A 19723-nucleotide genomic window follows, 5' to 3' on the forward strand; every position below is an offset into this window, starting at 1 on the left:
AGAGGGTTGAGTCGCTGTTGGTATATCAAAGATACCAACTACAGCTTCACCTTCAATTGGGCATTCGCCATTATTTTGTTCTACAAAAACTTCATAAAAGCCTGGAGTGTCTACAAATAGCTCAAATGTAGTTTCGGTTAGAGGTAAACCATCTTTCATCCACGTATAATCTGCTCCAGGAATATCTTCAGCTAAAAGTGTGTATGAATCTCCTGTACAGAGTTTTAATTCGGTTGTACTGATGCCATTTTGAATAATATCAATTTGAGAATTAAATAACGACTGAATAAAAGGAGGTAAGCCAATTCGGCCTCTATTTTGAAGTGTACCATTAACATCTAATAAAACACCATTTTCATCATAACCAGCGGCTGCTCCATCGGCTTCTGGATTCTGAATCACGCCAATAAAACGTCCAGAGCCTCCAACGTTTGTAAAATCAAATTGCGCTCTATAAATTCTTTTGTCTAAACCTAATTGTAAAGCACCAGCGCTTATATTAATTGAAGTATGAACAGTTTGTTGGGACGCAGGAATATTTATTGCTTCCAAATCCCATTGTAGAATGCTACTCGAAGCATTTCCAGCAGGACCACTATTAATTGAAGCGTATACTTTTCTGTTTTCAGCAGAAAACTCAACACCATAAGGGCTATCATTATTTTGTGGACTATATAACTCAACTGAATTTGAAACAATACCTGTGTCGTTATCAAAATCGAATAAATAAACACCACCAGGAGCATCCTCAGATGGAATTGTAGCAAATCCAAAATGAGCTACCGCTAATTTAGATCCGTCGGGAGATGCTTTTAAGTAACCAAGTGCGTTTCTGCGATACCCTGAAACATCTACTATCGGTCCAACGGTAGATATTACTGGAGTTGTTTCTACACCAGTTTCTGTTATTTTAAATGCATAAAATTTGTCTATAAAATGACTAATCACCCAAAATGAGGTACAATCATCAGCTTTAACAGCTGTGATCTTTTCAGAGCATTTGTATTCAACTTGAAGTTGATCACTAGGATCATAGGTAATTAGTGGAATATTTTTTTCTGTTGGTTCTACATCTCCTAATCCTCCATCTAGAGTTATATCCACTAACGAATACGTCAATCCGTCATTTTCTCCATCATTAGCAGAATTACCTGGAAAAGCAGAGGTATTATCGTGATGAGGTTCATCTACTGTAAAAATGTAATATAAATCTGGGTCTTGTGGTTTGGGAACTATTAGACCTGAAGATGTACTTGAGTCATCACCTTTAAGGCCAGTACCAAATAATTCGTTAGCATTTGGCATAGGCTGATGATTAGCATTCCATATTGTTAATCCATCAGAATAAAACAATAAATTACCATTTGTGTCTGAGATAGAGGTACAGCCTTCTAGCGTATTAATCTGACCATCAGTTACGGCTGTTACAGTTCCTGATCCAGAATCAAAACGTAATCCAGCATTCTGACCAAAATACCAATAAGAGGCCTCCTGTTGTGCGTAGGAAAATAAACTGCATAGCAGTATAATAAAAAACAGATAGGGTTTTCTTTTCATTGTATAGTAGTAGCAATTTACTTCATCAGCTATCAATAATATAACAGCTTTTAGGCTAAAATTACTACGTAAAATTTGATAATCAGTAGAACTTTAACATAAAAATTAGAGTCAATAAGATAGTCTGAAAATATAAAGCTATTACAAATCCCTCTTTTTCAATAATCTATAAGACAAAAAGATAAAAAGAGCAGTCCAACCTAAAACTATTGCAATTTCATACCAATGCACAGCAAAATCGTACAAGAATTCTTGTCCGTTTGGCGCTTTAGAAATGGCTATTCTTTGAAAGGGTTGATCAATTAGTTTATACATAGATTTTAGTGGAAAGAAATTTTGAATTTTCTCAGCAATGTCCACATTTATCTGCCATGTAAGAATTCCAAAAATTATCCATTCTAAAATATATAAGACGAATAGAAAAGCGAGTGCAAAAGCAGAACGCTTTACTAACATTCCTAAAAATAAACACAAGCTAAAAAAACCAACTAATTTTAAGAAATATGCTAATAGAAATTCAGTTTCTCTGAAAATTAAACTTACTTCATTTATACTTGAATAGTATAAGCCAATACATAAGCAAATAATAAAAATCAAGAAAGTTGCAATGGCAGAAAAGAACACAATAGTGTAAAACTTTGAGAGTATAAATTCCTTTTTACTTAGACCATCTATAAGGTTTTGTTTTATGGTTTTGTTACTGTATTCATTACCAATCATACTTACAACAACAATGGCAAAAAAGAACTTAAACTGTGAAGCAAAAAAGGTTGTAATATGCCATACAATAGGAAAATTAAAAAGGCCGTAATGTCCTAATTCTAGTGTAAAAAAACCAAAAAAGTCAATTCGTAAAGACGATAATATAATGACGAAAAAAGGCAATACGAACGAAATGAATATTAAAACTTTACTCGCTCTGTTGAGTAATAGTTTTTGTAATTCTAATTTTAATAATCTTAACATGATGGGTTGGTTTTATTCTGAAATTAATTCAGTAGCGATTGATTGATGATTAGTTATTATCTGTAAGTTGTAAAAATTGTTCTTCTAAACTTTCTTTACGTTTTACTAAATGTGATAGCACAATGCCTTTTTCAAACATAAGTTTATTAAAAGCAGGTGAATCCATTGGCTGATTTAAAAAAGCAGTGATTAATTCTTCTTCAACTTTAATCTTTCCAAAAGAATCATTACTTTCAAGAAGTTCAACTAATTCATTATGCTTTTCGGATTTTAATTCAAAAAAGCCATGACTAGAAATCATCTCATCTACACGCCCAGAATACAATTTTTCACCTTTACGTAACACGACTACATGAGTACATACTTTTTCAACTTCATCTAAGAGGTGCGAGGCTAAGAGTATAGTGGTACCTTGACTCGCAATTTCTTTTATAATGGCTCTTATTTGGTGTATGCCTTGAGGATCTAATCCATTAGTTGGTTCATCAAGAATTAAAATTTCTGGATCGTTAAGCAATGCAGAAGCAATTGCTAAGCGTTGTTTCATTCCTAATGAATACGTTTTAAATTTATGATCTTTACGATCTAATAAGCCAACTACCTCCAGTTTTTCTCTAATTTTACTTTGATCGACATCTTTTATTCTACAAACTAGTTTTAGATTTTGTTCTGCGGTCATATAGGGATAAAAGTTTGGGCGCTCTATAATAGCTCCTACTTTTTTTAGTGCATCATGAGTTGATGTATTACCATCAAACCAATGAAAATCTCCTTGAGTTTTGTTAACTACATTTAAAACGATACCAAGTGTGGTAGATTTACCACTCCCGTTGGGACCTAAAATGCCATATACATTTCCTTTATTAATAGTAAATGACAAATCTTTGACAGCAGTTAGATATCCAAATTTCTTGGTAAGGTTGTTGATGGTTAGAATTGATTCCAAATTTGATTGATTTTTTTACTAAAAAGGCTTTAGTAAAGGTTGATTATAAAAGTAAGACGACACTGTGTTTGTTTTGTTACAATGTCGTCTTTATATAAAATGTTTTTTAGAAGTTTAATTCCAGTTTTCGTCGAAGTCTAAATCATCATAATCGTCAATATTATCATCATCAAGTCCATCACCTAAATCATCAAAATTCTCAGCCTCAAAGGTTTTTTCTGGTGCTGTGTCAGGAATTTGTCCATAAACAAACATGAGGTTAGGGTAATCTGTACCATCAGCTTCTTCAACAATTTCCGCCAGTTCTACTAGAAATGTCCACATGCTCATAAAGTCGTAGACATAAATCAATTTTGTTTGTGATTGACTAAGAATGCTATTAAGAGTAGTTTCAGACATTAATTTAACAAGTGAATTTCCTTCACTAACATCAAACATCGAAATCTCTTCACCTTGATCCCATTCATCATTACTGATATAAAAAGAAGCCATTTCTAAACCGTCAAATCCAAAGGATTGAGTAATGGTATTATGCAAATCTTCTAGTGAATCTGTTTCACGAATTTCTATATCGCGAAACACATCTTCTTCAGTGTCATTGTCTAGTATAACTCTAAATCTGTAAATCATGTTGCAAAAGTAAATTATTTACTGAAACGATGCAAAGTAAATGTCATTGCTGTTAATAATAAAAAAGCACCAACTTGATGAACAACACCTAGCCAAACAGGAACAGCATAAATTATAGTTAATACACCTAGCAGAAACTGAACTGCAACCATAATTAGTAAAGCATTAATGCCATGCAACTGATTGTTAGTAAGAATCAATTGTTTTGCTCTATACCAAATTAATAATATAGATGCTACAACAATATACGCTAAAGTTCTATGCACAAATTGCACACCACTTTTACCTTCTATAAAATTCTTGTAAAGTGGATCTTGTTCAATATAAACAGTTTCATGCATAAATTTCCCTTCGCTCATCATTGGCCAATGGTTGTGAATAAAACCAGCATCTAATCCTGCAACAAAAGCGCCATAAATAATTTGAAGTATCAATATTCCTAATCCAAATCGTATCACATTTCTTACACCTTTATCGATGTCTTTTTTGTTTGGAAATATTAGATCTAATGCAACCCAAAACGTATAAGCAAAGGTTATAAATGCAGTTGTTAAATGCATGGCTAATCTGTTATGACTAACATCTGGATTGTCAACCAAACCACTTTTTACCATATACCAGCCCAAAAAACCTTGAAAGCCACCTAAACAGAGTAGTATGATTGATTTTTTAATTGTAGGTTTTGATAATTGTTTTTTGGCTAAAAAATATAAAAATGGGATTATAAACACTACACCAATAAACCGACCTATGACTCTATGAATCCATTCCCAGAAATAGATATCTTTAAAATCTTGAAGATCAAAATGTGTATTTAGTTTTTGATATTCGGGATATTGCTTATACAAGTCAAATGCTTCTTGCCATTCTATCTCATTCATAGGAGGAATGGTACCAGATATTAATTTATAATTTGAAATTGATAAACCAGAATGTGTTAGTCTAGTAATACCACCTACAATAACCATGATAAAAATGAGTACACAGCCAGTTAGCAGCCAATAAATGACTTTTTTGTTGTCCTTTTTCATAATCTTTTCTCTATAGCAATTCCATAAATCATTTGATTTATGTTTTTATTTTTTTTAAAATATGTCTTGCTCTTGCTTTAAAACCAGAGCTCTGCATTTGATAATCTCTTTCCAAAATAATCTTTAATTCAGGATGAATCCAATCAATATCTTGTCCTAACAAGTACAAAGAATTCATAGAATACGCCTTTGGTGCAATTTTCTCGTCATTGATCATCCAATCAAAACATGCTTCAACAATACGTTCTTTATGTATTGAAGTTAAAGCTGTTTTAACGGCATTGTCAATTTTTGAATAATAAGCTTTGACTAGATATTCACAAACTTTTGCAACTGGTCTAACAGCTGAATCTAAGTGTACTTTTTGTATGTGTTCAGTAAACCTATCTAAATGAGGAATAACTGCTTCTATATTCTCACCACACATGAATTCAAATACCCAAGCCGCACGACATGATATTTTGTCATCAACTTTGAATAATATATTTAATAATTCAGGAATGAGGTTAGGTTGCGAGATTACTAAATTAGCATAGTAGAGACGTTTTTCTCGCGAATGGTTGACGTAATTCAATTCGTTATAAAGTTGTTCTGTTGTCAAACCTTTTTTTGTACTTTTAAGCACTACAAAAATAATCAAAATGAAACTCATAAAAAAGATACTTTTAGCATTACTTGTTGTATTTATTATTGCACAATTTTTTGGACCAGAAAAGAATGAAGGTGATTATGCTTCCATTGAAGCATTTTTAGCTGAAACAAAACCTTCTCCTGAAGTCAAAGACATTTTAACTGAAACTTGTTTCGATTGTCATAGTAGCGTAACACGGTATCCATGGTATAATTCTATTACACCAATTAACTATTGGTTAGCAGATCATGTTGATCATGGTAAAGGTCATTTTAATGTGTCTAAATGGAATGAGTATAGCATAAAAAAGAAAGACCATAAACTCGATGAATTAATTGAAATGGTAGAAGAAAAAGAAATGCCATTAAATTCTTATACATGGACACACTCTGAAGCAAATTTATCAGATGATCAAATAAAAGCAGTTATAGACTGGGCGAAAGGTGTTAGAGAAGGTTATGTCTCTCAACTTTCTGAATAACATATACAGGTTAAGTGAAACACAAACTACTCATCATTGGCTCCGTTTGGCCAGAACCTAATAGCTCTGCAGCGGGAAGCAGAATGATGCAGCTTATCTCTAGTTTTCTATTTGAAAATTATCAGATTACATTCGTTAGTGCTTGTGCTAAAACCGAAAATGCATTCGATTTAGCTGCTCTTGGTGTTGATCAAGTACCTATTGAATTAAATCATTCTAGTTTTGATAGTTTCATATCAGAATTACAACCAGATGTTGTGATTTTTGATCGTTTTATGACTGAAGAACAATATGGTTGGCGCGTAGCAGATGTTTGCCCTAAAGCCTTACGTGTTCTAGATACAGAAGATTTACATTGTTTGCGAAAAGGAAGAGAGCAAGCTTTTAAAGCTGAACAAGTATTTGATACTTCTTATTTGTTTAATGAGATCGCAAAGCGTGAAATCGCAAGTATCTACAGATGTGATTTGAGTTTAATTATTTCTGAAGCTGAAATTGAAATTTTAACTCAGGTTTTTAAAATAAGTCCTTCAATTTTATATTATTTACCTTTTTTATTAGAGCCCATAACCGATTATATCATTCAAAAACTTCCAAAGTTTGAAAGCCGTGAACACTTTATAACTATTGGTAATTTTTTACATCCACCTAATTATCAATCTGTAATATATTTAAAACAGCATATTTGGCCTTTAATTCGTAAGCAAATACCTCAAGCCGAATTGCATGTTTATGGTTCATATGCTTCAGAAAAAGTAATACAACTTCATAATAAAAAGAATGGGTTTTTAGTAAAAGGGTATGCAGAAGATGTTTCTGAAGTTATGCAACACGCTAAAGTCTGTTTGGCACCATTGCAATTTGGAGCAGGATTAAAAGGAAAATTGATAGACGCTATGCAAAATGGAACACCTTGTGTTATGAGTTCGGTTGCTGCAGAAGGTATGTTTGGTAATTTACCAGCTAGTGGCTTTATAGCAGATGAAGAAGTTGATTTTGTAAATTCAGCAGTAGCTTTATATACTAATAATGCGATATGGAATAACACTAAAGATAATGGTTTTAATATTATAAACTCTCGTTTTCAGGCATCGGATTTTCATGCAGTTTTTCATCAATTTATTAAAGATGTAATTTCAATTTTAAATTTACATCGACAAGAAAATTTTATTGGACAAATGCTTCAGCATCATACAGTACAAAGTACAAAGTTTATGAGTAAGTGGATCGAGGAGAAGAATAAATAAAACTATTTTGATGACATTTAATAATACTTTCGATGACTAAGTATAATCTTAAATCATTAAAACTTATGAAAGTTATTTTTAAATTAATCTTGGTGTTTTTCGTGTTAAATTTCTACGCTTGTTCTTCAGATGATGATAGTAATGATGATAATACTGTAAGTCTCGAAGGTGTATGGTTATTATCTACATTAAGTGTAGAAAGTTCTTTCGATTTTAATAATGATGGTGTAGCTAGTAGAAATCTTTATGAAGAAACACCTTGTTATGACAATGACTTTATAAATTTCAGAGAAGATGGTACAGTTAATATTGTAACAGCTTTGACTTCAATTACCATTGAAATCACTAGTCCTACTGAATATGGTCATGTCTATGAATGTCTAAATGGTTTTGATCAAGAGACGACTTGGACACGAAATGGAAATACAATAACTGTTGAAAACGGTAGTACAGATTTTATTGGTACTATTTCAGGAAATACAATGACAGTTTTTATTGAAAATTTCTTTCAAATTGAAATGTATGATGGAATGGATTATTCTTATCCTGAAGAAGATGTTGTTTTGGTCTATACAAAGCAATAAATACTTTAATTAGAAAGAAATTATTTTGATGTTTTAATATTTTCAATCTCAAGTCCGAGAAACAGTAATTTATGAAATGTTGGGAGTTGGGCATCAGTTTCAGTAGTTGTCCAATCAGTCCAACTAGCTTCTAGTCCATTGATAGGTAAAATATCGACCCACATTTGAAAACTTTTTGGTTTATCACTATCGTCAAAATGCCACAGGTATGAATCACCTGGTGTGGATCCACCAGAGGTATATGTGACTAATAGCGCATCTTTATTGTTTTCAGTTTTTACTATACGTCGTTCGACACCATCATCAAATACTTTGTATGGAGCAACTAACCAAAAGGTGTCATTATTAAAGTAATTTTTAGCTTTATGAATGTAGTTTTGAGTGTCAGCTGCTGTATGCTCAGAGTCATTGATATACACTTTTGATGATTCACTATTCGATAAGTCTAAATTTACTTTAATATTTTTCCAAAAGACTTCGCAAGTGTTTTCGGCTTTATTCCATTTATAGTGATGACGTTTTTTAAACGTAAATTCAATATAATCTGTGGCATTATAAGCATTATGATTTAAAGTATTAAGCATTCTGGTTGCTAAAATATCTGCATCTTTTCCTTCTGAACCAGTTGGTAAATCTTCATTGTATTTAAAATACATAAATGTAAAAAGTAGCAGCGTAGGTAAGGTGAAGAATACAATGAGACCACCAATAATTTTAAACACTTTTTTTAGTTTCGATTGCTTCGCCATATCTCTATTATTTCAATTTGTGATATACTGCTTCTGCAAGTAATTTAGCTGCTTCAGGTTGATGTCTGAACCACAATTCTGGTTCTATTAATTCTAATTCAGAAAGAGCAGTAATACCTTCATTATCTTCAAATATATCTACTCTTGCATAAATTGGTAATTCAATACATGCTCTCACTGCAGCTTCAGCAAATTCAATTTCCTGATTAGTAGGAGTGTAGTTGTGAACAGTTCCGCCAAAATCGTCTTGAACTCTAAAATCACCAGCTTTTGCTTTTTTAAGAATTGCATGTGTGAATTTTCCATTAAACACCATCATTGATATTTCGCCTTTCTCTAAAATACTATTCTGAAAAGGTTGTAGCATCATAGCTTCATTAGCAATTAACTCTTGAAATATGGCCTCATACTTTGACATATTATCAGCATTCAATTTGTAGGTATGTCTTGCAGCGCCAGAAATACAAGGTTTTAAAACGGTGTTTTTCCAGTTTAAAATATGATGTAACTTATCTAAAGAGACTTTAGCTCCTTGTTCTATAAAATGACTTTCTGCAATATGGACACCATTTTTCTGTAAATCTAACAGGTAGTGTTTATCTATATTCCAACGAATAATGGTTTCAGAATTGAGTAATTTAGTTTGCTTGGAAACGTTTTCTAACCAAACTGAAAATTCATCAAAACGATCAAAATAATCCCAAGTCGTTCTGAATAACACTGATTTTGTCGAAGACCAATCAAAAAACATATCATCCCAAGCCAAGCGTAAAGTTTTGAGTCCGATTTCTTCTAACGCATGGTATACCAAACGATCTTCATAATATACATTATGCTTATAAGCATCAGTTTTAGAATCGTTAAGATATCTTTGATCTGTTAGAATGACACAATCGTATGTTAACATAGTGTTTTATTAAGATTGGTTATAAATTCTCACTACTTGAATTAGTTTTAGTAAGGTTTTCAATTTCCTTTTCAATTAATGTTTTTTTGTCATCAATTGATAATAAACCGTTTTCGATTAGGCTATTAAACCATGAAGAAAAAACATTAGCTCCTTTGTAATTTAAATGACCTAAATCTCCAAACTGATTATCTTTTAAAGGGAATTTATCAAAATCTAAGAAATCTATATCTCCAAATTGTTCATTTTTAATTTTGAATAATTCGTCTTCATTTTCTCTAGGAAAATATTTATGTTGTGGACTTCTAACTAAATATACTTTAACATTATTAGTCCTACAATATTCAATGATTTTATCAAGGTAAGTTAAATTAGCTATTGATATTCCTTCTTCTTGTGCTTTCGTTGGATTAGTATTAATCTCTTTGAGTAATTCAGGGATTTTACTTTCTTCTAACTTATTAAAACCACCATATTTTTTATCAGTAGTAATAAAATCAAGACTTATAATTCTAGTAAAGTTGTTTCGAGTAGAGGTAGAGACTACCTTAGTGAAGTCATCAGGATTGTTTTTGTATAAGTACCAGATGTCATCATTTTTCATAAAAGGTGAGTGCCATGGGAAATAGGCATTCATTTTTTCATAACCCCAAATCCATTCATCCATATTCTTTCGTATCAAACTATTCGAATATTCAATAAAAATTGCATCGATATTATTTTTTGGAATCAGCTCTTTTACTTTATGATAAGTATAAAAGTATGATTCTCCTGAATTAGAAAGGTTTTTAAAATTTGGTATTAAACTGTCATTAAATGCACATTCGGGATGTGAATGACCTAAAATCAAATAGTTGTAGTTTTCAGAAATACTAAATTCAGCCGTCTGTTTCATTGTAAAGTGAACAATAAAAACAAAAGCGATTAACCCAAGAAAGAAGGTAAAAAGCACTTTAGCTATTTTTTTTAGAAACCTCTTCATAGTTAAAATTGAAAATATATAAATTGTTGCTCTTTGCCTAAAAACATAATTATGAACAGAATAATACTGAAATATAATGAAAGACGATAAAATTTATTCCAATCTAATCCGATCTTTTCCAGAGCATGTTTTGATGTTCTACCATTCCATTCAACAGTAATAAATAAGATGATCATGATTACGACTTGGAGGATGTATAATTTAGAGATAGTTACATCTGGAAAACTAAATAAAGATTTCGAAAAAATAGTTGATAAATATGCAAATGCATGACTGATATTTTCCGCTCTAAAGAATACCCATGCAAAAACTGTAATAGTAAAAGTTGTTCCTATTTGCATAAACTCTCTAACTGAAGGTAAACGTTTATTTTCTGCAACATTGTTTGTATTAATTCTGTTCTTTTTAAGTAATAACAAAGGCAGGAAATAGATCGCATTTAAAGCACCCCAAACTATAAAGGTCCAATTAGCACCATGCCAAAATCCACTAACAATGAAAATTATAAATGTATTTCTCACTTTAAACCACGTACCACCTCGACTTCCTCCCAAGGGTATATATAGGTAATCTCTAAACCATGTCGATAACGACATGTGCCATCGTCTCCAAAATTCTGCGATGTCTCTTGAAAAATATGGAAAAGCAAAATTCTGTTTCAAATTAAATCCAAAAAGCCTTGAGGTTCCTATGGCTATATCAGAATACCCTGAAAAATCTCCATAAATTTGAAATGTAAAAAACAAGGCTCCTAAAACAAGTGTACTTCCTGAGTAATCTGCCGAATTATTGAAAATTTCATTTGCTATTTGAGCAGAATTATCTGCAATTACAATTTTTTTAAAAAGTCCCCATAATATTTGTCTTAAACCATCTACTGCTTTGTTGTATTCGAAAGTACGCTTTTTGTAAAACTGAGGTAATAAATTTGTTGCTCTTTCAATTGGTCCGGCCACAAGTTGTGGAAAGAAACTCACAAATGCAGAAAATGCAATAAAATTCTTTGTTGGTTCTAGTTTTTCTTTGTAAACATCTATGGTATAACTCAATGTTTGGAAGGTGTAAAAACTAATTCCTACAGGTAAAATTATATTTAATGAACTTGCTTGTATTTCTGTTCCGAAGAAAGAAAAAGCAGTAATAAAATTATCGAGAAAGAAATTATAATATTTAAAAAAACCTAAGAAGCCTAAATTTACTAGAATACTCGTCCAAAGTAATAATTTTCTATTGCGTGCTTTTTTTTCAGATTGTAACTTTCTACCTATCGAATAATCAATTATAGTACTGAATAATATTAGTGATAAAAATCGCCAATCCCACCAGCCGTAAAATGTATAGCTTGCCAGTACAATTAAGAAATTTTGAAGTTTTAGATTTTTATTAGCAACAAACCAGTATAAGAAAAAAACTATAGGCAAGAAGATTGCAAAGTCTATGGAGTTAAAAAGCATCTATGTTTTTGTTCTTTTCAATATTTGTATTTCTTTGATTTATAAACCAAAAAGTAAAATTAATAAAAAGAAATTAACCACTAAACAAATACGATAGGATTTTAAAACATAATCATTACTGACAATATTTTCACTTAATTATTTGCATCAAGATTTCCAATTACTTTTTTTTATTTCATAGCAAATACATTTTTCAAATTCTGGATATTCACTTAATTTCGGATGATTAAAAGCTCCAACTTTTTTCATTCCAATTTTTTTCATGATGTTTTCAGACTTGGTATTTTTTTCTGTAAAGACTGAAATGATATGCTTTATATTCAAATCTTCAAAAGCAAATTTAAGACACCTTTTTGCTCCTTCAGTTGCATAGCCATTTCCCCAAGAACTAGGTTTTAATCGCCATCCAATATCTGTAGCTGGTGTAAATTTGGTTTGATACTCTTGATATGCTAGTCCTATAAAACCAATGAGCTCTCCAGTTTCTAAAATCTCAGTAGCAAAGTAATTATAACCATGCGTGTCATAATGCTTTTGAAGTCTATCAATAAAATCGGAAGTTTCTTTTTTCGTTAATGGTTTTGGAAAATATTCCATTACTTCCAAATCTGAATTTATGTTTGCAAATTCTGATAAATCAGTTTTATTCCAGTTTCGAAAACCGAGTCGTTCAGAGGTGAAAAGATAATTTGTTTTCAAGGTTTTGAATTGTTTTTAAGTGTAGTTTAACGCTTTTTTCTTTCTTGTCTTTTTTTCTTTTTTAAGAATTTATGATGCGCAATAATTGTTTTATTATCTGCAACTCCAGTGATATCAACATCGTACCCAAGTCTTTTAAGCTTTTCTTGATATTTTGTCATCTTAATTTTCTGTCGTTCACATTTAATAAGTTCCGCTTTGGTTATTGCTTTCTGTTTACTTTTTTCTTTTTCACAGTCTATTTCTTTCCATTCAAACCTTTTATCGTAATCGAAGCATCTTTCATAACACTTACCAGCTTCAGGGTTTGGAGGTAAATCATAATTTTGAGCTTTCAATTGAAATGAAAACATCATTACTATCATTAAAGTGCTAAGTTTCTTCACTCTTATTATTCATTTAAATTAGACATTTTTGAATCAGTTTTTTTATTTATTGATATAACACGTATCTTGGAGGAACGAGTCCATTAAGTCTCATATAAACTAACATTTGTCCTCTGTGATGAGTTATGTGATCTGTAAGTAATAAGAGTATTTGACGTTTGGATCTTTTTAATTCAAAATAATCCATCTTGTCATTTAGTTTGGAAACATCAAATTGGTTAATCAGTTTTATGGTTTCATCAAAAGTTTGGTTGATTTTAGAAATCATTTCTTTTTTTGACTTATTAGTCACTTTAAATTCTGTGTCAGTATTCCAATCTCTAGATTCACGTCCACCCAATAAAGATTGGCTATGCCAATCCATCGCGAAACCTATATGCATTAAATTTTCAGCAAAAGATAATGATTCAGGTGAAGCCTTAAAACCATATTTATCTTCAGGCATTGTTTCAGCAACTATAATTAAATAGTTACGAGAGTTATCTAATCGCTCTATATAGTCTTTAATAAATTCATTTTCTTGTGAATAACTTGAAAAAGAAGCAGTTAGAATTAAAATTAAGAAGATTGAAATTTTATACATTAGATTAAATATTGAGTTTTATAAAGGTACTTGTTTTACATTATTTTTATTCATAATAAATTCTCAAAATCCAATAGCAGTATCGTCACCTCTGTAATCTGCTCCACCTTCAAGTTTACCATTGTCTAAAACTAATATCGCTTCAACTCTAGCAGTAATAGGTGCAGAAGCTTCATTAATGTCATAGCCTTTAGTTTTGAGTTGTTGTTTTAATTCTTCAGAAAACAAATCGACTTCCATTCGAATACGATCAGGAAGCCATTGATGGTGCAAACGAGGCGCATCAACAGCTTCTTGCATGGTCATTTCAAATTCTACTACATTTAAGATGACTTGTAATACTGAAGTTATAATGGTAGAGCCTCCAGGAGTTCCTAATACCATAAATAGTTCACCATCTTTTTCAACGATTGTAGGAGTCATAGCACTAAGCATACGTTTTTCAGGAGCAATACTATTAGCTTCACCACCAATTAATCCATAAATATTTGGTGTTCCTGGCTTGCTACTAAAGTCATCCATTTCATTATTCAGAAAGAATCCAAGATTATCCACATACAATTTTGATCCATAACCACTATTTAAAGTTGTAGTTACTGAAACAGCATTACCAAAGGTGTCAATAATAGAGTAGTGGGTCGTTTCTTCACTTTCATAACCCAATACTTCTCCATGACTTATATCTATTGAAGCTGTAGGTGTATCAAATGAAAAATTTGACATTCGTTCATTTAAATAGACATCGCTTATTAAGTCTTTAATTGGTATGTCTACAAAATCTGGATCTCCTAAAAAGTAGCTTCTATCTGCATAAGCACGACGTTCAGCTTCAACCATAACTTGAATACTTTTTAGGGAATTATGTCCAAAAGATTTTAAATCAAAGGGTTCCATCATTTTCATAATTTGAGCCAAACACAATCCTCCACTTGAAGGAGGAGACATTGAAATAATATTATAATCTTTGTATTGAAATTTTATAGGTTTTCTCCATTTTGCTTCATAACGTTCTAAATCTTCAAGCGTCATAATTGTTCCTTTTTCTTTTAAAAAACGTATTAGCTGCTTTGCTGTTTCACCTTTATAAAATTCATCTTTTCCGTGATTAGAAATACGTTTTAAAGTTTCGGCTAGTGAAGTATTTTTTATAGTGTCTTTTGCTTTAATATTTTTAGTAAACAAAATGTCTTTCCCATTTACAACTCTCATTATACTGTCATAATGATGTAGTTTTTCGTATTGCTTTTCAGTAATAGCAAACCCTTTTTGTGCGAGTTCAATTACAGGTTGCATCAGATCTTTAACGGGAAGTGACCCAAATTTTTCATGAGCAGCAAAAATACCAGCGATAGTTCCTGGTACACCGACCGAATGAACACCAATAGAACTCATGTCTTTAATTACATTTTTATCAGCATCCAAATACATGTTTTTTTTCGCAGCTAATGGTGCTTTTTCTCTATAGTCTAGGGCTCCAGTTTCACCATCTGCTAATCTGTAAACCATGAATCCTCCACCTCCTAAATTTCCAGCATACGGATATACGACTGCCAATGCCATTTCTGTGGCGAACATAGCATCAAATGCATTTCCACCTTTTTTTAAGATATCACTCCCAATTTGTGAGGCTTCTTTTCTTGCAGTAACAACCATAGCATTTTCAGTGGTTATTCCTCGTTTTTCTATAGAGTTTTTTGTTTTTGTCTGTTCTTTTTTACATGCAACTAGACATAGAAATAAAAATAGTATGGTAAGCTTCTTAATCATAAATTATAGGCTTTTATGAGCTCTTCACGTTTTGTGTTTGAAGTCACAATTAATTCTTCAAAAAACAGAGTAAATTCAGTTTCAAATTCAGAATAGAACTCTTTTAATTCATTGGTTGCTAGGTTCATTCCAGATTTATTTTTTGTTCGTTTGTTCATTCCATTTAAGACACGTTGTATACCATCAATTTCTGAATAGCTCAACAACCAATTGTCAGCGATCATATATGGCATTAGTTTTTGAAAACGTTCTGGTAGAATATCAAAATGCTCCTCTAAACATTCATAAAAATTATCGATATAATCATTTAAAGGAATATCAGAATACTTTGTCCAATTTTTAGCTAAAAAATGATCGTATAAAATATCTACAATAACACCACTATAGTGACTGTAATTTGAATGCAATCTTTTAGTGCTTTGTCTAACAATAGGATGTGCATCTGTAAATGTGTCAATGTGACGATGTAATTTAATACCAACTTGAAGCTCTGGAGAAAGCAATTTGTATTTGTTTCCTCTTATGGCATCTGCTACAAAGTTGCCAATAGTAATCATTTTATGGTCTCCAGAAAGGTAAATATGAGCTAGAAAATTCATTCAATTAATATATGTATTTTTGAGTTCAAAATATAGATACTTGCAAAGATTACCAAATTTAGATCCTTTACGTTTTATTCTAGCAACTTTGGTTATGATTTTTCATATTCCTCAGTTGTCTAGAAACCAGGGTCTTCCATATTTTTTAGATGCACCTATTTTTAATAGAGGCACACAGGCAGTTTATATGTTTTTTGTACTCAGTGGTTTTTTAATTATTAGAATTATTTACAAAAAAAAACAGCAAAATTCATTTTCTATTAGGAAGTTTTATGTCAGGCGAATTCTGCGCATTTTTCCATTATATTATTTAATTGTCATCTTTGGATTTTTGTTTTACTGGATTGTTTTACCTGCATTAAATATTCCTTTTGAGAATAACTATAACTTAGGTGAAGGTATTGCTTTAACAGTGTTTTTTCTTCCAAATATTTTTGCAATCTTGCTCAAACCTGGAGGAATTCTTGAAATTCTTTGGTCCATAGGTATTGAAGAACAGTTTTATTTAATAATCGCACCACTTTTATTTTTTGTTCGAAGACAAAGGGTTTTGCTCATAATTTTTTTATTCACCATAAGCTACTTCGTAATATATCATTTGGATATGTTTTATATATTGAAGCGTTTTAGTTTTGTTTACTATTTTTTATTTGCTGGTGGACTTATTGCAATTTTAGAAGAAAAAAAGTATTTAGAATTTTTAAAATATTCTGTGGCTATTCCTATAGTAATTATTGTTACCACCATCTTGTATTTTGTGACAGACGTATTTTTATTTGAATATGCTTGGTTGCGAAATCTATTCACAATGCTATTGTTTAGTTTGTTTATTCATACGTTATCTCATAATAATTTTGAAAAATCTATACAGAATAAACTTTTAAACTATTTAGGACAAATCTCTTATGGTATATATATGTTCCATGCAATAGCTATGAATATTGTTGTGTTTTTCATGTTGAAAATACAAGCACTAGAAATTTTTAATGATACAATAACGATAGTTTTAATTAATATACTGATTTTTGCAATCACAATACTTATGGCGCATTTGTCATACAAGTATTATGAATCTTATTTTTTAAAACTGAAAACAAAATTTAGATAATGACACTTATAAAATCAATATCAGGAATAAGAGGGACCATTGGAGGTCATGTAGGTGATAATTTAACACCTATTGATGCTGTGAAATTTGCATCTGCTTATGGTACTTGGATTAAACAACAACGTGACAAAGAAAACTACAAAGTTGTAGTTGGTCGTGATGCTCGTATATCAGGAGAGATGATTCAAAATTTAGTTATGAATACTCTAATTGGGCTAGGAATTCATGTAGTTGATTTAGGATTGTCAACAACACCAACTGTTGAAGTAGCAGTGCCAATGGAACATGCTGATGGTGGTATCATTTTAACTGCTAGTCATAATCCAAAACAATGGAATGCTTTAAAATTATTAGATGACAAAGGAGAATTCTTAAATGGTGAAGAAGGTGCGAAGATTCTAAAAATTGCTGAAGGAACAGACATGTCTTTTGCTGATGTAGATAGCTTAGGGAAAATAACAATTAATGATGCTTACATCGATTTACATATTGATGAAGTTTTAGATATGGACCTTGTAGATGTTGAAGCTATTAAAAACGCTAAATTTAAAGTAGTTGTTGATGGTGTTAATTCTACAGGAGGAATAGCTATTCCTTTATTATTAGAACGTTTAGGTGTTCATCCAGTGAAGTTGTTTTGTGATCCAAACGGACACTTCCCTCATAATCCAGAACCACTTAAAGAACATTTAACCGATTTATCTAAAGCAGTTGTTAAAGAGAATGCTGACTTTGGTATTGTTGTCGATCCAGATGTTGACCGATTAGCCTTTATGGACGAAAAAGGAGAGATGTTTGGCGAAGAGTATACTTTAGTGGCTTGTGCAGATTATGTATTAAGTAAAACAAAAGGAAATACAGTTAGTAATATGAGTTCTACAAGAGCACTTAGAGACGTGACTGAAAAACATGGTGGAACTTACGAAGCTAGTGCTGTAGGTGAAGTGAATGTCGTAAACCTAATGAAAAAAAACAATGCTATAATTGGTGGAGAAGGTAACGGAGGTATAATATATCCTGAATTACATTATGGTCGCGATGCTTTGGTTGGTGTTGCTTTGTTTTTAAGTCTTTTAGCAGAAAGGAAAATGAATGTGAGTGACCTGAGAGCATCATATCCTAATTATTATATGAGTAAAAAGAAGATTCAATTAACACCAGGATTAGATGTTGATGGAATATTAAGTACCATGGAATCTAATTATGCTCATGAGAACTTAACAACCATTGATGGTGTTAAAATTGATTTCTCTGACTCTTGGGTACATCTTAGAAAAAGTAATACAGAACCTATTATTCGTATTTACACTGAAGCACCTTCACAAGATGCAGCAGATACTTTAGCTGATAAAATCATATCTGAAATTAAAGCTGTCGCAAATATTTAGTATCTTTCTAGGAATAAACCTATTATGATGTCAATGGAAACTAAAACACATTCAATTTCTAAACTTGAAGCGTATTTTCAACAATTCAGACAACATATTATTGGAATTGATCAAGAATTTGATTCACCTTACGGAAAGAAAAAAATAATTTATACCGATTGGACTGCTTCCGGACGGTTGTACAGACCAATCGAAGAAAAAATTTGTAATGAGTTTGGACCCTACGTAGCCAATACACATACTGAAACAACAGTTTCTGGTACAGCTATGACAAAAGCATATCATGAAGCAAAACACATCATTAAAGATCATGTCAATTGTAATGATCAAGATGCATTAATCGTTTGTGGTAATGGAATGACAGGTGTTGTGAATAAATTCCAACGTATTTTGGGATTAAAGGTTCCAGAAAACCTTCAGAAATATGCAAATATACCAGATGAGATTCGTCCAGTTGTATTTATATCTCATATGGAACATCATTCTAATCAAACGTCTTGGTTAGAAACAATTGCTAAAGTTGAAGTGATTCCTCCAGATAGCGACGGACTCTTCTGCTTAAAAAATCTAGAAACTCTTCTTGAAAAATATAAAGATTGTACATTAAAAATCGCTTCAATTGTCGGAGGTTCTAATGTAACAGGTATCCAAACACCTCACCATAAAGTTGCTGAATTGATGCACAAACATGGTGGTGTTTGCTTTGTAGATTTTGCATGTTCTGCACCTTATGTAGATATTGATATGCATCCTGAAAATGAAGATCAAGCATTAGATGCGATTTTCTTTTCACCTCACAAGTTTTTAGGTGGACCTGGAACTTCAGGAGTTTTGGTATTTAATAAAAAGTTATACCATAATATGATTCCTGATTGTCCTGGAGGAGGAACAGTAAGTTGGACCAATCCTTGGGGAGAACATAAGTATATTGATAATATTGAAGATCGTGAAGATGGTGGAACACCTGGGTTTCTACAAACGATAAAAACAGCTTTAGCGATTAGGCTCAAAGAACAGATGGGAATTGA

Annotated in this window: 20 protein-coding genes and 1 pseudogene; 6 read left to right on the top strand and 15 right to left on the bottom strand. The window is 31.5% G+C overall.

All coding sequences use genetic code 11. The features are described from left to right. The 6 genes and pseudogenes from AB8B90_RS13620 to AB8B90_RS13645 all read right to left on the bottom strand — a co-directional run. Nucleotides 1–1557: pseudogene (locus AB8B90_RS13620) on the bottom strand (CUB protein); the annotation flags it as partial. Between the two features lie 141 nt (nucleotides 1558–1698). After that, nucleotides 1699–2523: an ABC transporter permease gene (locus tag AB8B90_RS13625; protein WP_405337959.1), complete on the bottom strand. Its 825-nt coding sequence runs from the start codon at nucleotides 2521–2523 to the stop codon at nucleotides 1699–1701. A gap of 49 nt (nucleotides 2524–2572) precedes the next feature. Then, on the bottom strand, nucleotides 2573–3469 hold the full coding sequence (locus AB8B90_RS13630; protein ID WP_405337962.1) for an ABC transporter ATP-binding protein: 897 nt from the start codon (nucleotides 3467–3469) through the stop codon (nucleotides 2573–2575). Between the two features lie 114 nt (nucleotides 3470–3583). After that, on the bottom strand, nucleotides 3584–4099 hold the full coding sequence (locus AB8B90_RS13635; RefSeq protein ID WP_405337965.1) for an IS1096 element passenger TnpR family protein: 516 nt from the start codon (nucleotides 4097–4099) through the stop codon (nucleotides 3584–3586). Nucleotides 4100–4113: 14 nt separating this feature from the next. Beyond that, complete coding sequence (locus tag AB8B90_RS13640; protein WP_405337968.1) at nucleotides 4114–5130, bottom strand: COX15/CtaA family protein; 1017 nt, start codon at nucleotides 5128–5130, stop codon at nucleotides 4114–4116. Nucleotides 5131–5167: 37 nt separating this feature from the next. Continuing rightward, nucleotides 5168–5731, bottom strand: a complete 564-nt coding sequence (locus AB8B90_RS13645) for an adenylosuccinate lyase (protein WP_405338016.1) — start codon at nucleotides 5729–5731, stop codon at nucleotides 5168–5170. A 40-nt stretch (nucleotides 5732–5771) separates the two neighbouring features. Between AB8B90_RS13645 and AB8B90_RS13650 the strand changes: the two genes are divergently transcribed. The 3 genes from AB8B90_RS13650 to AB8B90_RS13660 all read left to right on the top strand — a co-directional run bounded on the left by AB8B90_RS13650 (nucleotide 5772) and on the right by AB8B90_RS13660 (nucleotide 8073). Further along, on the top strand, nucleotides 5772–6242 hold the full coding sequence (locus AB8B90_RS13650; RefSeq protein ID WP_405337971.1) for a heme-binding domain-containing protein: 471 nt from the start codon (nucleotides 5772–5774) through the stop codon (nucleotides 6240–6242). A gap of 14 nt (nucleotides 6243–6256) precedes the next feature. After that, the gene (locus AB8B90_RS13655; RefSeq protein WP_405337974.1) at nucleotides 6257–7489 is read left to right on the top strand and encodes a glycosyltransferase; all 1233 of its coding nucleotides are present in this window, start codon (nucleotides 6257–6259) and stop codon (nucleotides 7487–7489) included. Nucleotides 7490–7554: 65 nt separating this feature from the next. Continuing rightward, the gene (locus tag AB8B90_RS13660; protein WP_405337977.1) at nucleotides 7555–8073 is read left to right on the top strand and encodes a hypothetical protein; all 519 of its coding nucleotides are present in this window, start codon (nucleotides 7555–7557) and stop codon (nucleotides 8071–8073) included. Nucleotides 8074–8093: 20 nt separating this feature from the next. Here the strand turns inward: AB8B90_RS13660 and AB8B90_RS13665 are convergent, their stop codons facing one another. The 9 genes from AB8B90_RS13665 to AB8B90_RS13705 all read right to left on the bottom strand — a co-directional run bounded on the left by AB8B90_RS13665 (nucleotide 8094) and on the right by AB8B90_RS13705 (nucleotide 16199). Further along, nucleotides 8094–8822 (bottom strand): hypothetical protein, encoded by a 729-nt coding sequence (locus AB8B90_RS13665; protein ID WP_405337980.1) that lies wholly within the window; start codon nucleotides 8820–8822, stop codon nucleotides 8094–8096. A gap of 7 nt (nucleotides 8823–8829) precedes the next feature. Then, the gene (locus AB8B90_RS13670; protein WP_405337983.1) at nucleotides 8830–9729 is read right to left on the bottom strand and encodes a RimK family alpha-L-glutamate ligase; all 900 of its coding nucleotides are present in this window, start codon (nucleotides 9727–9729) and stop codon (nucleotides 8830–8832) included. Nucleotides 9730–9748: 19 nt separating this feature from the next. Beyond that, complete coding sequence (locus AB8B90_RS13675) at nucleotides 9749–10711, bottom strand: hypothetical protein (RefSeq protein WP_405337986.1); 963 nt, start codon at nucleotides 10709–10711, stop codon at nucleotides 9749–9751. Nucleotides 10712–10713: 2 nt separating this feature from the next. Beyond that, nucleotides 10714–12165 (bottom strand): MBOAT family O-acyltransferase, encoded by a 1452-nt coding sequence (locus tag AB8B90_RS13680; RefSeq protein WP_405337989.1) that lies wholly within the window; start codon nucleotides 12163–12165, stop codon nucleotides 10714–10716. 147 nt (nucleotides 12166–12312) lie between these two features. Beyond that, complete coding sequence (locus tag AB8B90_RS13685; protein WP_405337992.1) at nucleotides 12313–12864, bottom strand: GNAT family N-acetyltransferase; 552 nt, start codon at nucleotides 12862–12864, stop codon at nucleotides 12313–12315. 26 nt (nucleotides 12865–12890) lie between these two features. After that, nucleotides 12891–13250: a hypothetical protein gene (locus AB8B90_RS13690; RefSeq protein ID WP_405337995.1), complete on the bottom strand. Its 360-nt coding sequence runs from the start codon at nucleotides 13248–13250 to the stop codon at nucleotides 12891–12893. A 46-nt stretch (nucleotides 13251–13296) separates the two neighbouring features. Beyond that, nucleotides 13297–13833, bottom strand: coding sequence for a DinB family protein (locus tag AB8B90_RS13695; protein ID WP_405337998.1), 537 nt, complete (start codon nucleotides 13831–13833; stop codon nucleotides 13297–13299). A 63-nt stretch (nucleotides 13834–13896) separates the two neighbouring features. Further along, nucleotides 13897–15600 carry a gamma-glutamyltransferase gene (ggt, locus tag AB8B90_RS13700; RefSeq protein WP_405338001.1) on the bottom strand — a complete coding sequence of 568 codons (1704 nt, stop codon included), beginning with the start codon at nucleotides 15598–15600 and terminating at the stop codon, nucleotides 13897–13899. Further along, nucleotides 15597–16199, bottom strand: a complete 603-nt coding sequence (locus AB8B90_RS13705; RefSeq protein WP_405338004.1) for an ACP phosphodiesterase — start codon at nucleotides 16197–16199, stop codon at nucleotides 15597–15599. Before AB8B90_RS13705 ends, ggt begins: the two co-directional genes overlap by 4 nt. 40 nt (nucleotides 16200–16239) lie before the next feature. Between AB8B90_RS13705 and AB8B90_RS13710 the strand changes: the two genes are divergently transcribed. The 3 genes from AB8B90_RS13710 to AB8B90_RS13720 all read left to right on the top strand — a co-directional run. Beyond that, entirely contained in the window at nucleotides 16240–17307 is a 1068-nt protein-coding gene (locus tag AB8B90_RS13710; RefSeq protein WP_405338007.1) for an acyltransferase family protein, read from the top strand. Continuing rightward, the gene (gene glmM / locus AB8B90_RS13715; RefSeq protein ID WP_405338010.1) at nucleotides 17307–18695 is read left to right on the top strand and encodes a phosphoglucosamine mutase; all 1389 of its coding nucleotides are present in this window, start codon (nucleotides 17307–17309) and stop codon (nucleotides 18693–18695) included. Before AB8B90_RS13710 ends, glmM begins: the two co-directional genes overlap by 1 nt. A 33-nt stretch (nucleotides 18696–18728) precedes the next feature. Further along, nucleotides 18729–19723, top strand: a 995-nt coding sequence (locus AB8B90_RS13720) for an aminotransferase class V-fold PLP-dependent enzyme (protein ID WP_405338013.1), incomplete at its 3' end; no start/stop codon positions are given.

Origin of the sequence: Psychroserpens sp. (assembly GCF_045105015.1) — a bacterium.
GTDB lineage: Bacteria > Bacteroidota > Bacteroidia > Flavobacteriales > Flavobacteriaceae > Psychroserpens.

What these genes read in the sequence shown, in the direction of transcription:
- AB8B90_RS13670 (WP_405337983.1), bottom strand. Translation starts at nt 9,729, where the DNA reads ATGTTAACATACGATTGTGTCATTCTAACAGATCAAAGATATCTTAAC.
- ggt (WP_405338001.1), bottom strand. Translation starts at nt 15,600, where the DNA reads ATGATTAAGAAGCTTACCATACTATTTTTATTTCTATGTCTAGTTGCA.
- AB8B90_RS13660 (WP_405337977.1), top strand. Translation starts at nt 7,555, where the DNA reads ATGAAAGTTATTTTTAAATTAATCTTGGTGTTTTTCGTGTTAAATTTC.
- AB8B90_RS13640 (WP_405337968.1), bottom strand. Translation starts at nt 5,130, where the DNA reads ATGAAAAAGGACAACAAAAAAGTCATTTATTGGCTGCTAACTGGCTGT.
- glmM (WP_405338010.1), top strand. Translation starts at nt 17,307, where the DNA reads ATGACACTTATAAAATCAATATCAGGAATAAGAGGGACCATTGGAGGT.
- AB8B90_RS13705 (WP_405338004.1), bottom strand. Translation starts at nt 16,199, where the DNA reads ATGAATTTTCTAGCTCATATTTACCTTTCTGGAGACCATAAAATGATT.
- AB8B90_RS13650 (WP_405337971.1), top strand. Translation starts at nt 5,772, where the DNA reads ATGAAACTCATAAAAAAGATACTTTTAGCATTACTTGTTGTATTTATT.
- AB8B90_RS13695 (WP_405337998.1), bottom strand. Translation starts at nt 13,833, where the DNA reads ATGTATAAAATTTCAATCTTCTTAATTTTAATTCTAACTGCTTCTTTT.
- AB8B90_RS13680 (WP_405337989.1), bottom strand. Translation starts at nt 12,165, where the DNA reads ATGCTTTTTAACTCCATAGACTTTGCAATCTTCTTGCCTATAGTTTTT.
- AB8B90_RS13675 (WP_405337986.1), bottom strand. Translation starts at nt 10,711, where the DNA reads ATGAAGAGGTTTCTAAAAAAAATAGCTAAAGTGCTTTTTACCTTCTTT.
- AB8B90_RS13625 (WP_405337959.1), bottom strand. Translation starts at nt 2,523, where the DNA reads ATGTTAAGATTATTAAAATTAGAATTACAAAAACTATTACTCAACAGA.
- AB8B90_RS13665 (WP_405337980.1), bottom strand. Translation starts at nt 8,822, where the DNA reads ATGGCGAAGCAATCGAAACTAAAAAAAGTGTTTAAAATTATTGGTGGT.
- AB8B90_RS13635 (WP_405337965.1), bottom strand. Translation starts at nt 4,099, where the DNA reads ATGATTTACAGATTTAGAGTTATACTAGACAATGACACTGAAGAAGAT.